This window comes from Pseudomonas sp. GL-RE-26 (genome assembly GCF_019956275.1).
In the GTDB taxonomy this organism is placed as follows: domain Bacteria; phylum Pseudomonadota; class Gammaproteobacteria; order Pseudomonadales; family Pseudomonadaceae; genus Aquipseudomonas; species Aquipseudomonas grandcourensis.
Window position 1 is genome coordinate 1 of record NZ_JAHBDI010000054.1, and the last position, 16,035, is coordinate 16,035.

Below are 16,035 nucleotides of genomic sequence, written 5' to 3' on the forward strand. Positions count from 1 at the left end.
ACCCTGACCGTGGACAAATCCACCGTGGCTGAAGGCGGTTCGGTCACCTACACCGTGACCCTGACCAACGCGGCCGGTCTGCCGTTGAACAATCACGGTGAACTCACTTTCACCCTGACTGACGGCACACAAATCAAAGTCCCGGCCAATACCGCGACTGGCACGGCGACCATCACCGCTGCCGATGACGTGTTCACCGGCGGCCAGGCACCGATCGTCAACAAACTGGAATCGGTCAGCGGCGCTGACAATTTCGAGAAGCTGACCCTGGGCAAGGACCAGTTCACCACCACTGTCACCGATGAGCCATCGGGCCAGGGTGACAAGGTCACGGTGAGCATCGCCAGCAACGGCGATGTGCAGGAAAACGTCGCCCCGACCTTCACCGTCAAGGTCGACCAGAAGCTCGATCACGACCTCAAGGTCACCCTGAGTAACGGCGACACCGTCACCATTGAAGCCGGCAAGTTGTCGGCCATCTACACCGCGCCAGTGCAGGGCGAAGACGTCTACAACGACCCAAGCAACCTGAGCCTGACCGTCGATTCGGCCAGCGTCACCGGCAAGACCTTCGAAAACCTGGTGATCGACGGCACGGCGGCTAACGTGGCCATCACTGACACCGTCAGCGAAGTCATTGCCACTTTGACCGCGGACAAATCCACCGTGGCTGAAGGCGGTTCGGTGACTTACACCGTGACCCTGACCAACGCGGCCGGTCTGCCGATCAATAACCACGGTCCGTTGGAGTTCACCCTGTCCGACGGCACGAAGGTGACTGTTCCAGCGAACGGGACCTCCGCTTCCGCCACCATCATCGCCAAGGATGACGTCTACACCGGCGGCCAGCCGTCCATCGTCAACAAACTGGAATCGGTCAGCGGCGCGGACAATTTCGAGAAGTTGACCCTGGGCAAGGACCAGTTCACCACCACTGTCACCGATGAGCCATCGGGCCAGGGTGACAAGGTCACGGTGAGCATCGCCAGCAACGGCGATGTGCAGGAAAACGTCGCCCCGACCTTCACCGTCAAGGTCGACCAGAAGCTCGATCACGACCTCAAGGTCACCCTGAGTAACGGCGACACCGTCACCATTGAAGCCGGCAAGTTGTCGGCCATCTACACCGCGCCAGTGCAGGGCGAAGACGTCTACAACGACCCAAGCAACCTGAGCCTGACCGTCGATTCGGCCAGCGTCACCGGCAAGACCTTCGAAAACCTGGTGATCGACGGCACGGCGGCTAACGTGGCCATCACTGACACCGTCAGCGAAGTCATCGCCACCCTGACCGTGGACAAATCCACCGTGGCTGAAGGCGGTTCGGTGACTTACACCGTGACCCTGACCAACGCGGCCGGTCTGCCGATCAATAACCACGGCCCGTTGGAGTTCACGCTGTCCGACGGTACGAAAATCACCGTCCCAGCCAATACTGCGACCGCTTCCGCCACCATCATCGCCAAGGATGACGTCTACACCGGCGGCCAGCCGTCCATCGTCAACAAACTGGAATCGGTCAGCGGCGCTGACAATTTCGAGAAGCTGACCCTGGGCAAGGACCAGTTCACCACCACTGTCACCGACGAAGCAGGTTCGGGCACGCCGAATACGCCGGCCAACACCGGTGACGTCACCACTATCAGCATCTCGGGTGATACATCTGTCGTCGAGGGTCAGGCAGCGCATTACACCCTCTCGCTGACCAACCCGGCTCACGGTGAAGTGACCGTAACCCTGACCTACTCCGGCACCGCAGCCAATGGTGAGGACTTCACCGGTGTGACGACGGTCAAGATCCCGGCGAATGCCAGCAGCGTGCCATTCGACATTTCGACCATCGATGACCGGATCACCGAAAACACCGAAAACTTCGTGGTCAAGATCGACTCGGCCACCGGCGGCAACTTCGAGAACCTGGCGATCAGCACGTCCAACGGCAGCGTCAATACTTCGATCATCGACAACGATGCACCGCCAGTACTGGACCTCGACGCCAACAACTCCAGCGGCGCCACCGGGGCCGATTACAAGGTGACCTTCACAGAGAACACCCCGGGTGCGGGCGTGTCGATCGCCGACACTGACCTGAGCATCACCGATCCGGACAGCACCAAGCTGACCGGCGCGACCATCGTGCTGACCAACCGTCAGGACGGCGATGCGCTGAACCTGGGCAACAGCGTCAACGGCATCACCATCAATGCCAACAGCACCAATGGCACCGTCACCCTGACCCTGTCGGGTAACGCGACGCTGGCCGACTACATGCAGCAGATCAAGAACATCACCTTCACCAACAACAGTGAAGATCCGAGCACCGTGCCGCGCACCATCACCGTGACGGTGACCGATGGCAGCAACTACTCCAACACCGCGACCACCACGGTCAACGTGGTGGCCGTCAATGACGCACCGGTCGCAGCACCGGTCAACGTCACCGGCACCGAAGACACGCCGCTGATCCTCGGCTGGTCGACCTTCGGCGTCAGCGACGTCGACAGTCCGGCCACCAACCTGGGCGTGAAAATCACCCAGCTGCCGGGCGAGGGCAAACTGCAGTACCTGGACGGTTCGACCTGGAAAGATGTCGCCGCCGACCAGACGTTCAGCAAGACTGATATCGACGCGGGCAAACTGCGCTTCATGCCGGATGCCAACGAGTCGGGCGTGGACGGATACGGCGGTACCAATCTGGGTAACAAGCAGGCGGACTACGCGCAACTCCAGTTCCAGCCAACCGACGGCCAGACGCTGGGCAACACCGGCACGATCAAGATCGACATCACTCCGGTGGCGGATGCCCCGACCCTGAGCGTTGCCGACAACAGCGTAAGGTCCACCGGGTTGATCAAGGAAGTCTGGACCGGTCTGTCGGGCCTGGGCACCAGCGGTAACGGCGCGGACTCGACCACGCTGAAAAACGTGATCGACGCCGCTGGCACACCGAACTCCAAAGGCACCGTGACCAATGTGCAGTCCGACGGTAGCGTGACCGCCGGCACGGCCTCGAAAACCTCCGGCCTGATCTACCTCGAAGCCGGCAAGACCTACACCTTCAGCGGTGTCGGTGATGACAGCCTGTTGGTGACCATCGGCGGCAAGAACGTCGCTGCGATTACCTGGGGCGCGGGCGGCAACCTCAATGGTTCGTACACCCCGACCACCAGCGGCTACTACACCCTGGACATCTACCACCACAACCAGAGCGGCCCGGGCAGCTATGACGTCAACCTGTCGGTCAATGGCAGCACGCCGATCGATCTGAGCAGTGCCGGCGTACCGATTTACACCGGTGTGTCGGATCTGGTGAATGCCGGCGTGACCGTGTCCGACTTGCACGGCACCAATGGCGAAGGCTACTACGACGGTTACAAACTCAATACCGGCGCCGAAGGCACCAGTGTGAAATTGTCCGCCATCACCACCGCGCTGACCGACACCGACGGCTCGGAAAGCCTGAGCCTGAAGATCAGCGGCATGCCGGTCGGCTCGGTACTCACCGACAGCGCGGGACATACCTTCACGGTCACAGCGACCAATGGCGAGGCCAATGTGACAGGCTGGAGTCTCGGCTCTCTGACCGTTACTCCGCCACCGTACTACAACGGCCAATTCAACCTGACCGTGACCTCGACCTCCACCGAGGTCCTGGGTGGTTCGGCCAGCAGCATTTCGCAGATCCCTGTGACCGTGTTCCCGGCGACCTACAACGCCGTCACCGCCACCGCGGCCGATGACACCGTCACCGGCACCGACGGCAATGACATCATCGTCGCCGACATCGGCGGCCTGACCGTGGTGCCGGGCACCAACTACAACATCGCGTTCATGGTCGACAGCTCCGGCAGTATGAGTTCGTCGTCGATCAGCTCGGCCAAGGACTCGCTGACGTCGGTGTTCAACACCCTCAAGCAAAGCCTGGGCAGCAACTCGGGTACGGTGAACATCTTCCTGGTGGACTTCGACACCCAGGTGAACAAGTCGGTGTCGGTGAACCTCAATGACTCGAATGCGCTGACTCAGTTGAAGGCGACTCTGGACTCGATGTCGTCCGGCGGCGGCACCAACTACGAGGACGTGTTCAAAACCACGGCCAACTGGTTCCAGAGTGCGAGCGCCGTGGACAATACCGGGGCGAAGAATCTCACGTATTTCATTACTGACGGCAAGCCGACTTACTACCAGAGCGGCGAGTCGACCAACCCGACCCTGTATGGCAGCACCACACTCGATAGCCTGGTCACAACCAGCAACTATCAGCTGGGTAAAGCGATCAGCCTGTTCCCCGACAGCACGCACCAGATCGACATTAGCGCCTCGGGCCAAGTGACGGTCTGGACCAAGAGCGGCAACGGCAACGGCAATGGCAACGGAGGCAGCTGGTCATCCAAGGACTTCGGGTATCTGCATGCCCAGGGTGACGGCACCTACGAGTTCTCGGGTCGTGACGGCGACGGCAACAGCACCGACTGGGACACCACCAGCAACTCCACCGGCAGCTTTGCACTGCTGAGCAATCTGTCGAATGTCGAGGCCATTGGCCTCAACAACGGAGTGAGCCTCAACGACCTGAAGCCGTACGACTCGAATCAAACACCACAAACCAACATCGATCCGAAGGATCTGGCCAATACGATCATCGGCCACACCGAAGCGACGATGCCGGGTCACGACAACGTCAGCGGTGGCGAAGGCAACGACATCCTGTTCGGTGACCTGGTGAGCTTCAACGGCATTGCCGGCGAGGGTTACCAGGCCATGCAAGCCTTCGTGGCGCAGCAATCCGGCGTGGACGTGAGCAAAGTCACCACCAGCAACGTGCACCAGTACATCACCGAGCATTACACTGCGTTCGATGTGTCCGGTGCCCATGACGGCAACGACACCCTGCTGGGCGGTGCGGGCAATGACATTCTGTTCGGCTCGGGTGGTAACGACAACCTCGACGGTGGCAAGGGCAATGACATCCTGCTCGGCGGCACCGGCAACGACATCCTGATCGGTGGTTCCGGCGGTGATACCTTCGTCTGGAAAGCGGGCGACACCGGCAACGACGTGATCAAGGACTTCAAGGCCAGCGAAGGCGACCGGATCGACCTGCGTGATCTGTTGCAGGGCGAAACCGGCAGCACCATCGACAATTTCCTGAAGATCAGCACGGTCGATGGCGTGTCGTCGCTGCAGGTCAGCTCGGCCGGCCAGTTCAACTCGGGCAACGCCGCAGCCGCCACGCCGGACGTGACGATCAAGCTGGAAGGCAACAACTGGTCTAGCGCCAACTTGCACAACCTGATTGCCGGTAGCGACCCGACCATCAAGGTCGATCACAACAACAGCTGATGCACGAAAACGGCCGCTCCTTATGGGGCGGCCGTCACGTTTGCGTCCACTGCCCGGTGACGATTTCGTCGCTGCGCCACATACTGGCGTGCAGTTGACCTATGCTGCTGACAGCACGACGCTGGTTCAATTCCGAGGGATGCTCAATGTTTTACGTGCAACGCGATGCGCAGGGCCTGTTGGTACGCGTGGAACCCGCCGCCTACACCGAGGCCACGGAAACGCTGGCGGCCGACAATCATGAGATCCAGGCCTGGTTTGCCAACGCGGCTGTGGAGAACAGCCTCAAACAGCTCAAGCAAAGTGACCTGGAAATGATCCGGGTACTCGATGACTTGATTCAGGTGCTGACCCAGAAAGGCGTGATCCGCGTCACCGACCTGCCGACGGCGGCCCAGGCCAAGCTCATGGACCGAAACCAGGCCCGTGAAGCCTTGGGTGGCTTGAGCCAATTGATCGATGATGAAGAGACCGGGTTGATCTGATCATTGATCTTCAGTGGCTGTTCCAACCTCATCGCGGGCAAGCCCGCGATGACGGCATCACTGACAACCCAGCTCTAAAGAGTTACTTCCAGGGCTTTGGCTCGCCGAACAACTGGCCCTGCACACCGTATAGCCCCATCTCGCGAATCACCGACAACTCGCCTTCAGTTTCGACCCGCTCGGCAATCAGCGGCAGATCAATGCTGTGTGCCGCTCGCTGGATCGCTTCGATGAACAGGCGTTTGTCACTCTCCAGATCGATCGACCGAATGTAGCTGCCATCGATTTTCAGGTACGCCAGACCCAGCCGTGCCAGGTTGCCGATCATGCTGAAGCGGCCACCAAAACGTTGCAGACTCAGGGAGAACCCGAGTTCGCGCAGGCGCCGGGTCAGTTGCTCCAGCACCGACTGGTCAGGCAGTTGCTCTTCGCCAATTTCCAGGGTCAGACGCGGGCCGAGGTTGGAGTGCGCGCGCAGTATCTCGAAGATTTTGTTTTGCGCCTGCGGGTCGGCCAGGGTAGCCGACGATAGGTTCAGCGCCAGCGACTCCTCATGCCCGCTCATTTGCTCCAGCACCCGTTCGAGCATCAGCCGATCCAGGCGTGCGGTCCAGCCGAAGCGCTCCAGCCAAGGCAGAAAACGCCCTGCGGGGATGGTCTGGCCGTGTTCGTCGAGCAGTCGCGACAACACTTTGTAGTGCAGCACCAGTTGCGTGTCCTGGGCGGCCACTACCGGTTGGAAATACAGCTCGAAACGTCGCTGTGTCAGCGCCTGGTCGAGCATCAGGTGCCAGGCGTGGTGATCGTCGCCGACACTGGCCGCGAGACTGTGCTCGATACAGGCCCAGTTCTGCTCGCCCTGGCCTTCGGCCTGCGCCAGCGCCTGGTCGCCGAGGCTGAGCACGGCTTGGGGGGAGTCGCCGTGAGTGAAAGGCGCCAGGCCGATAGACGCCACGGCAGCCACATCGGTGGCGCCGGTAGCGTGAAGACTGGCCAAGGCGCTGTCGAGGTTCTGTGCCAATTGCAGCGCTTCTGCACGCACCAGCCCCGGTGCCAGTACGGCAAATTCGCCGCCACGGATACGGGTGACCAGGTTCTGTGTTTCCGGGTATTTGGCGCACTCGCGAGACAGTTGCTCGCCGACGGCCTTGAGCACTTCATCGGTGCGCTGACCACCGAGACGCTGGTTGAGGCCGGCCAGATCCTTGACCCGCAACAGCAGCAGGTAACCGGAACTGGCCTGCTCCGGATTGCTTACCCGCGCATTCAGTTGCATCTCGAAATAACGCCGGTTGGCTAACCCGGTCAACGAGTCCTGATAGGACTCGACCCGTAGCTTTTCACTGCGTTCGGCCTGCTCCTGGAACAGCGCCTTGAGCTTCTCGACCATCTGGTTCATGGCCTGCACTACCCGGCGAAGTTCGGGGGTACGAGGCAGTTCCGGCAGGCTGAGGAATTCCCGACGGGCGATGGCGTGGGATTGCTTGACCATGTAATCCAGCGGCCTCAATTGCTGACGCAGCAACAACGCGCCGAGTACCGCACTGACCGCGCCACACAGCAGCAACCAACCCAGGCTGCCTAAAGCGCTTTGCCACAACTTGGCCAGCGCGAACATCGGGTGGCTGACCACCTCGACCCTGGCAGCCTGCTCCCAGCCACGACTGACGATCGCATCACCACCGGCGGGCTCCAGGCCGATCAGTTTGACGAACCAGTCCGGAACGCTGTTGACCGCAGGAATGCCCGTGCGCTCGACCAGGGTCTGGTCGGTCTTCAGATCGACCACGCGGATGCTCGCGTAGTAACCGCTGTCGAAAATCGAGCTGACCAGCAACTCGACCATCGCCGGGTCGTCGATGTTCGGTGTCAGGGAAAGCGCCAGCGCCGTCGCGGCGTCCTGGGCATGGGAGCGCAACTGGTTGACGTACTGAGTACGCGAGCTCTCCAGACTGACCATGAAACTGCCGGTGAAGGCGACCACCAGGAACAGACAGATAGCAATCAACAGCTGTTTGAACAAAGACATCTGAGCATGTGCTCCTAGTTAGTCGTCTCGACCGAGAATCCTTCGGCCTGCATTTTTTTCAACACATCCTGCCAACGCGAAAGGCGTTTGGTATCGCCGACCTTTTTATTGCCCTTGGCGCCCGGTAACCACATCCCTTCCGCATTGAAAGAGTAGACCGGCAGCAAATCCTTTCGTTGGCTGGCCGGCTTGATTGCATCAATCAGGCTGTCGAGCACCAGGGGCTCGGCTTCAGGGTTCGCGTAGTAAGTCAGCACCATGTGCGCGCGGTTTTGGGTCAGTGCCTTGACATAGGTAATACGCAGCTTTTCACTGGCTACACCGAGGTGGCGCAGACTGAAGTACTTGGCGATAGCGTAGTCTTCACAGTCGCCGGCGCCTTTCCAGAGGGCCTCGATCGGGGTTTCCCAGTAGTCGACTTCATGCCACAGATCGATGTCTTCGACGTATCGCAGCTGTTTGTTGAAGAAGCGATTGACCACATTGAGTTGTTCCAGCTCGCCGATCTGCTTCTGGCTAGTCAATAAGTATTGCCAATCATTAATGCGTTGCTGACCTTCTCCCAAAGGTCCGTACAATACCTGCGCCCGCCGGCTGATCAGGGAAAAATCCCAATCGGCGCTCAAGCTGCCCAGCATCACGCCAGCCAGCAGCAATGCACTGCACAACCAGCGTAAAGCCCGGGGGATCGTTAAACTTGCCGCCAATGCGAGGCATCCTGGATAGGCAGGAGGGAGTCGTTCGAATGGTGAAGGTTAGACCGGAAAAAGACAATGGCACGGTGAGATCACTGGCGGCGCGCTAAACTGCAAGAAAGGCACTCGAGAGCTTGTTTGACAAGCAGTCAGTCAGTTACTAGTGTCACTTGGATCCAAAAATATTCCATCAATCAGGGTGCGTTTAGTGACACAAAAGCCCAACCCTCTCAGCAGTATCAAGGTCAACGGGCCGATTCCCGCACACATGGCACGCTCGGTGATCGAAGAAACCCTGCGCGCGGCCATACTCGACGGGCGCATTCCTTGCGGTGCGGCCCTGCGCCAGCAAGACCTCGCCGACCTGTTCGGTGTCAGCCGCATGCCCGTACGCGAAGCCTTGCGCCAACTCGAAGCACAATCGTTGCTCAACGTGATTGCCCATAAGGGCGCCGTGGTCGCGCCGCTGGTCCAGGGCGATGCCATGGAAACCTACGCGCTACGCATCCTGCTGGAATCCGAAGCCCTGCGTCTTTCGGTGCCACTGCTTCGGGACGAAGATCTCGAAGTGGCTGCCCGCTACATCGACGAACTGGAAACGGAAAGTGACTACACCGAAATCGGTCGGCTTAATCGCCTGTTCCACATGGCGCTTTACAGCCAGGCGCCGAATCGTCGGCTGTTGAAACTGGTCGAAGACGGCCTGAATGAAGAAGAGCGGTTCCTGCGCTTCAACCTGGAAGCCATGGGCCTTGGCAAACTGTCCCAGGATGACCACAAGGCACTGTTGCAGGCAGCCGAAGACCGGGATGTCGAACGCTCCGTGCAGCTGCTCGAACATCACTTGAACCGAGGGGTCGAGGTCATTACGCGCTACCTCAACAGCCCTGAAGTCCAGGCCAGGAACAGGTCGAAGTAGCCCGCGGCGGCAAGCGCGGGGAACCTGCCGAAGGGTTCGCCCCGCTTGCCGCGCATTCCCCCCAAATGCCCCGCGAATAATTTGATTACAAATCCCCCGCCTCCATACCACACCGCCCTTGCGGCGCCATACCGCGCCCCAACGCCCCGCCGCCTTGAAACCCGACCATTGCAACGTTTGCGTGATGCCTCAGTAATGGCGGCCACCTCGATTTACGCCCACTCTGGATAACCAGGACAAAAAACGGGTGACGCTCCGTGCGAATGGAGCAGTCCCTGCCCCGAGAAGCGAAGGAAGGAGCCTCATCACGGGAACGGAAGGATCGGCATCACTCGCGACCCGCTTCCACCCCCTCAGACACCCCCAACGAAGCCCGTAAAGAAGTTACTTCGAGTGAGGCATTCACTCTTTATTCAATTCTGACTTATATAAGCCGGAAGGAGTAACTACGCCAGAATAAAACCAATATAAAAAGTTTTATTGGAACTTATCATCTTCGAAAAAGTTGAATATTGAAATAACAACAAAACAACTTGATCAAGACTTTATATGTGTATTAGTTTTTCTTCGCCGCCAGCCACAAGCGGCAGTAACGCCTCAGTTACTCGGCATCCATGGCACTGAAAAAGATCAATTAAGTTGAGGTACCCGTTCGCCAGAAGAAAACTTCCAGCGAACTTCAGTGCTTGATTACTTCTCACCCCGGATCATTTACAGGCTCATCCATGAAACCAACTAAAGAACGTCTGCTTCAAAAAAAATCCGAACTTGGCGAACACCCGATCTTCTCTGAAATACATTCGCTGCCGGTCCTGCGACGCTTCATGGAAACCCACGTGTTGCCGTATGGGACTTCATGTCGCTGACCAAACGCCTGCAACAGGAGCTGACCTGCGTGCGACTGCCCTGGTTGCCACCGCAGGATCACCAGGCCGCGAGATTGATCAACGAGATCGTACTGGGTGAGGAGTCGGATGATCGTCCGGCCCAGGGTCATTACAGCCACTTCGAGTTGTACCTGGATGCAATGCGCGAGGTCGGTGCCTGCACCGTTGCCATCGAACGCTTCGTGGCCCTGCAGCAAGAAGGCGTGAGCTACGACGTGGCCTTGCAGAGCGTCAAGGTGGATCCGGCGGCCGCCAATTTCGTCCGCCATACGCTACACACCGCACTGCATGCGCCGGGTCACAGTGTGGCGGCGGCGTTTCTGCACGGCCGCGAGAGCGTTATCCCGCGGATGTTCCAGCGCATCCTCGACGATTGGGGCATCGGCATCGAGCAGGCGCCGACTTTCCGGTACTACCTCGAACGACACATTGAGGTCGATTCCGAGGACCACGGCCCGGCAGCGGAAAAGCTCCTGTCGCGACTGGTCGATAGCGACCAGCAACGGCAGGAAGACGTGTACGCCAGCGCCATCGCTGCCGTGGAAAGTCGTATCGCCCTGTGGGACGGATTGCGCCTGAGCATGAACGAATCCGTCGTGGAGGTGAGCGCATGAACGCCACCGACTACCAATCCTTCGCCGACGCCTGGGAGAGCCGCGCGACCATCCGCACCCGCCCGCGCCGCGTGCTGGAGAACGACGACAAACTGATCTACCCCTTGAGCCGCCAAGCGTTGGTGCTGAGCGAAACCTTTCTACGCCAATGCCCGGAACAGCGCGACTTCGCCCTGGTGCAGACCCTCTACAAGTTCATCAACGATGTGGTGATCTTCGAAACCGAGATCGTCGACAAAACCGCCCGCAGCATCGCCAAGAACCGCTTCGCGGTCGAGTTCCCGTTCGCCTGCCGCTACGACGCCATGACTGTGGTGGTGGACGAGGACTACCACGCGCTGGTGGCGATGGATTTCATGCAACAGACCATCGCCATGACCGGCATCACCCCCATTGAGTTACCGGATGAGATCGAGCTGAGCCGGGCGATACCGGCAGCCGTGGCGCTCGCACCGGAGCACCTGCGTAGCGCAGTAGAACTGATCTGCGTGGCCATCGCCGAAAACACGGTGACCGGTGATGTCGCCGCGTTCGCCAAGGACGACACGGTCAAGCAATCGATCAAGGGCCTGATGGCCGATCACTTGCTGGACGAGGGGCGCCATTCCGGTTTTTGGGCGCGGCTGGTACGCATCTACTGGCATGCCGCAAGTGCAGAAGACCGCCAGTGCATCGCGCAGATCCTGCCGGTGTTCATTGCTCATTACCTGACCAACGACATCCAGAAATCCTTCGACTTCCGCCTGATCGACGCATTGCAGATCAACGACGCGGCGCGCCACGCACTCAAGAGCGAAATATCGGCACTGGCTTTCCCGATCAATCGCCATCACCCGCTGGTGGCCAACATTGTGCGGTTTTTCCACAGCAGTTCGCTGCTCGATTCGCCGTGCGTACAAACCGCCCTCAGCGACTACCTGGTTTGACGAGGAGCCCATCATGAGACGTCTCGACATCTTGCTTACCGGACAAAGCCAGGCCCTGACCGACCTGGCATTGGAACTCGAACAACACGGTCACTCACTGACGCGGATATCCGCACTCGACGAAATGCCGGGGCCTGCGGATCTACTGATCGACGATGGCACGTCACCTCTGCTCGCCTGTCAGGCGCCACGACTGACCTTGCAGTTGGGGCTTGGCCTGCCGCAGGCGTCCAGCCTGCCATCGCTGGACCTGTTGTGCTGGCATGGTTCAACGCTGCTGAGCCGTGTACCCATCGCCGATGAACCGTCGGGTAACGGCCAGGCGTTGCGTATGCAGGCCATGGCAGCACTGGTTGACCATGTGGCGCTGCTGGTCAGCCGCTACTCGCGCGATGCCGACTATTTTCGATTCGCCGAACCCGCCGCACCTGTCCGCTTCGAGCGCATCGAGAGCCTGCGGTTCCTGGACAACCTCGCGTTCGTGCATCGCCTCAACGCCACCGCCGACCCACGACTGCAGCAACTCGCGCTAACGCCGATGATCGAAAGTCTGGAACAACAATGCATCCAGAGCGCCGACCATCCGGCCTTGAGTGTCGACGGCAACACCCTCGACTATCGCCAGTTGCACGCCCACAGCCGCGCCATCGAGCAACGTCTGCGACCGCTGCTGGAGCAGCATCAAGGCCCGGTCGTCATCGGGATCTGCCTGCCCAAATGCAGTGCGCTATATGCGGGAATCCTGGCGATCCTGGGCAGCGGCGCGGTGTACTTGCCGCTGGAGCCGAGCCATCCGTTGCAACGTCAGCAGTACATCCTGTCGAATGCCGGCGCGGTGTTGTTGCTGCATGACGGCGAGCATCCCCTGGCGGACGAGATGCCAGGACTGGACATCAGCCGCATCGACGCCCATGAAGCAGACCTCTCTCAACCGTTGATGCGCCAACGCCCCGACCTCAATGCGCCCTGCATGGCGCTCTACACCTCGGGTACCACCGGCCATCCGAAGGGCGTGCTGCTCAGCCAGGCCAACCTCGCGCACTTCACCCACTGGTACGCCGACTATGTGCAGGTGACCCGCCAGAGCCGGGTGCTGCAGTTTTCTTCGTTGGGATTCGACTCATCGCTGATCGACATCTTCCCCACCCTGTTGCAGGGCGCTGAACTGATCGTACCCGGCGATGACCAACGCCGCGATCCCCTGCAACTGGTGGAGCTGATTCGTCATCGGCAACTGAGCCACGCCTTTTTGCCCCCGGCCTTGTTGAGCATCCTGCCGCTGGAGCAATTGCAGTGCCTGGATCACGTGATAACCGGCGGCGATGTCTGCGAGCCGTGGGTCATCGAACAACTGAGCCGCCAGGGCAAGCTCTACAACCTCTACGGGCCCACCGAAGCCACGGTGCTGATTACCGCGCGCAAACTCCAGGCAGGCGACAACAACCGTTCTCTGGGCGCTCCAATCGCCAACAGCCAGGTGTTGATCCTCGATGACGACTTTCAACCGATGGCCGAACAGACTGTCGGCGAGTTGTACATCGCCGGCCCGGGCGTGTGCCTTGGTTACCTGAACAATCCGCAGCAAACCGCTGAGCGCTATCTGGACCTGAACTTGCCTGATGGCCGGACCCTGCGCGTCTATCGCACCGGGGACATGGCGAAGTGGACGACTGAAGGGATCGAGCTGTGCGGTCGGCGTGATAATCAGGTGAAGATTCGCGGCTTCCGGGTCGAGCCTGAAGAGATTGAGCGCTGCCTGCGCGACAGCCAGTTGTACCGCCAGGTTGCCGTGGTCATCGATAGCCAGCGGCGGATTCTGGCTTTCGTTGCCCCGCCTCGGGAGGACCTTCCCGGTACCGCTCGCCAAGCGCTGAAGGCCCACGCGACGCAGCACCTGCCGGACTACATGCACCCCGTTGCATGGACCGAGCTGACAGCCATGCCCTACGCCAGTAATGGCAAGGTCGACCGCAAGGCGCTCCTGGATCTACCGCTCAACGTCACCGAGCACCCTCCTCGACGTCCGCCCGCCAGCGCCGATGAGGCCCTGCTGCTGGAGGTCTGGGCCGAGTTGCTAGAGTTGCCGGCGAGCGACATCTCCACCGACGAAAGCTTCTTCAACCTGGGCGGGCACTCGATCCTGCTGTCGCGCATGCTCCTGCGACTGCGTGAAGAGTTCGGGCGCAGCATCTCGATCAACCGCTTCATCGAACTGCCCACCCTCGCGAAACTGGCAACACTGGTGCGCGGCTCCGGCAGTGAAGAAGTGCTGAGCGAACAGGCCATGCGCGATGCCTTCCGCGAACTGGATGTTCAACCGCTGCCCGTCAGCCGCATGGGCGATGTGCACAAGGTGATCGTCACCGGTGCCAACAGTTTTGTCGGTGTACACATCGTCGAAGCGTTGCTGGCCTGGGGTGCCAGCGAAGTCGCCTGCCTGGTTCGCGACGGCAACGGGCAATCGGCGGACGAGCGCTTTGCCCAGGCATTGCGGGAGAACCGTCTGGAGCATCTGGATATGAGCCGGGTGCGGGTTTACGCGGCAGACATCACGCGGCCGGAACTCGGTTTGGCGCCCGAGGTTTACCAGCGACTGGATCAGGCGTTTGGCGCTCTGGTGCATAACGCGGCCAACGTCAATCACGTCCTCGATTACGAGTCGCTGGCCCGGGACAACGTCGAACCGATTTTCGAATGCTTGCGCCTGTGCGAAGGACGCAGCAAAAAAATCTTCAACTTCGTCTCGACGCTCTCGGCCTCCAGCACGATATCTGCCGACGGCCGAGTGCTTGAGTTGCCGGCCGCACCGACGCCACCGATCTACATCAAGAACGGCTACAACCTGTCCAAATGGGTCGGCGAGCGAATCCTCGAACGGGCCCGGGAGCTTGGGGTGCGGGTCAATCTCTACCGCCCCGGAAACATCAGTTTCAACAGCCTCACGGGCGTGTGCCAGCCGCACAAGAATCGCCTGATGCTGATGCTCAAGGGCTCGATCCAGCTGGGACAGGTGCCGGAGTTCGCCTTGAACTTCGACTTGATGCCGGTGGACTTTCTCGCCCGATTCATCGCCTTCCACGCCAGTCGTTATCAACCCGAACAAGCGGTATTCAACCTGCACAACCCCGAGCCCTTGAGCTGGGACAACTACGTGGCGTCCTTCCGCGATGCGGGACGCGAATTCGCGATGGTCAGCGTCACCGACTGGCAGCAGCAACTGGGTCGGGTCGACAGCGACAACGCGTTGTTCGGCGTGCTGGGGTTTTACCTCAACGGCTTCGAAGAGGACATCGGCGATATCTCGATGATCGGTCACGACAACGCCCAGGCCGGTGTTCGGCTAATGGGCGCGCACTACCCGCAAAAGTCCCCGGCGCTGCTGCGTCGCGGCTGCGACTACCTCAAAGAAATCAATTTCATCTGACTCAACCCAACGGAGCAAAACCATGAGCACTCTGCAACCCGATACCCTGATCAAAAACCCTCAAGGCTGCCACGTGGCGTCCTCGGTGGAGGTGCCCGCCGATGCTGCGCAGGTATGGGCCATAGTCGGCAACTTTGCCGGTTTCGATCGCTTCATCCCGGCGCTGTCGCACATCGAGATGACCGGCGAAGGCGTGTCATCGCTGCGCAAAAAGTTTTTCAAGGATGGCAACCTCGTGGTCGAGCAGCTCAACTCCCGGGATGACCTGGCACGGCACATGACCTGGACCACCATCTACAACACCCTGGGTGTGGCCAATCTGTGGGCTGCGATGAGCGTTGAACCACTGGATGCGGGCAAGTCCCGAGCCACCTGGACCATCATCGCCGAGCCGGCGCAGGGTGGCGCCGAGGCGCTGCCGGGCTTCAAGGACTTCGTACAGGGTTTTGCCGATGATGCGATGAACAATGTGCTGAGACTGTTTGCGTAAGACGTGAAAAAGCCCGTTGTGGAGAGGCTCCACAACGGGCTTTTCAGTACCCCTGAAACGACAAAACCCCTGTCTGCGTTAGCAGACAGGGGTTTTGGAATTTAATCTTGACGATGACCTACTCTCACATGGGGAAACCCCACACTACCATCGGCGATGCATCGTTTCACTGCTGAGTTCGGGATGGGATCAGGTGGTTCCAACGCTCTATGGTCGTCAAGAA

At 60.0% G+C, this 16,035-nt stretch carries 7 protein-coding genes, 1 rRNA gene and 2 pseudogenes; 7 read left to right on the forward strand and 3 right to left on the reverse strand.

Annotated elements, in window-relative coordinates; translation table 11 throughout:
- Both KGB07_RS24015 and KGB07_RS24020 read left to right on the forward strand, forming a co-directional pair.
- Positions 1-5,343 (forward strand): annotated as a pseudogene (locus tag KGB07_RS24015) (LapA family giant adhesin); the annotation flags it as partial.
- Positions 5,344-5,489: 146 nt separating this feature from the next.
- Positions 5,490-5,828, forward strand: coding sequence for a hypothetical protein (locus KGB07_RS24020; protein ID WP_046037004.1), 339 nt, complete (start codon positions 5,490-5,492; stop codon positions 5,826-5,828).
- 82 nt (positions 5,829-5,910) lie between these two features.
- On the opposite strand, the gene lapD is transcribed toward KGB07_RS24020, so the two are convergent.
- A complete protein-coding gene (gene lapD / locus KGB07_RS24025; protein WP_046037005.1) occupies positions 5,911-7,857 on the reverse strand; it encodes a cyclic di-GMP receptor LapD in 1,947 nt (648 codons plus the stop codon).
- Positions 7,858-7,871: 14 nt separating this feature from the next.
- A complete protein-coding gene (lapG, locus tag KGB07_RS24030) occupies positions 7,872-8,564 on the reverse strand; it encodes a cysteine protease LapG (RefSeq protein ID WP_046037006.1) in 693 nt (230 codons plus the stop codon).
- Between the two features lie 196 nt (positions 8,565-8,760).
- On the opposite strand from lapG, the gene KGB07_RS24035 reads away from it, so the two are divergent.
- From KGB07_RS24035 to KGB07_RS24055, 5 genes and pseudogenes are all read left to right on the forward strand, one after another.
- Complete coding sequence (locus KGB07_RS24035) at positions 8,761-9,471, forward strand: GntR family transcriptional regulator (RefSeq protein WP_046037007.1); 711 nt, start codon at positions 8,761-8,763, stop codon at positions 9,469-9,471.
- 725 nt (positions 9,472-10,196) lie between these two features.
- Positions 10,197-10,972, forward strand: a pseudogene (locus tag KGB07_RS24040) (DUF3050 domain-containing protein).
- Positions 10,969-11,898: a diiron oxygenase gene (locus KGB07_RS24045; RefSeq protein ID WP_046037010.1), complete on the forward strand. Its 930-nt coding sequence runs from the start codon at positions 10,969-10,971 to the stop codon at positions 11,896-11,898. The pseudogene KGB07_RS24040 and the gene KGB07_RS24045 overlap by 4 nt, the downstream one beginning before the upstream one ends.
- Positions 11,899-11,911: 13 nt before the next feature.
- Entirely contained in the window at positions 11,912-15,322 is a 3,411-nt protein-coding gene (locus tag KGB07_RS24050; RefSeq protein WP_223466747.1) for a non-ribosomal peptide synthetase, read from the forward strand.
- Positions 15,323-15,344: 22 nt separating this feature from the next.
- Entirely contained in the window at positions 15,345-15,812 is a 468-nt protein-coding gene (locus KGB07_RS24055) for an SRPBCC family protein (RefSeq protein ID WP_046037012.1), read from the forward strand.
- A gap of 105 nt (positions 15,813-15,917) precedes the next feature.
- Here KGB07_RS24055 and rrf read toward each other — a convergent pair.
- A 5S ribosomal RNA gene (gene rrf, locus KGB07_RS24060) occupies positions 15,918-16,033 on the reverse strand.
- Positions 16,034-16,035 lie beyond the last annotated feature (2 nt).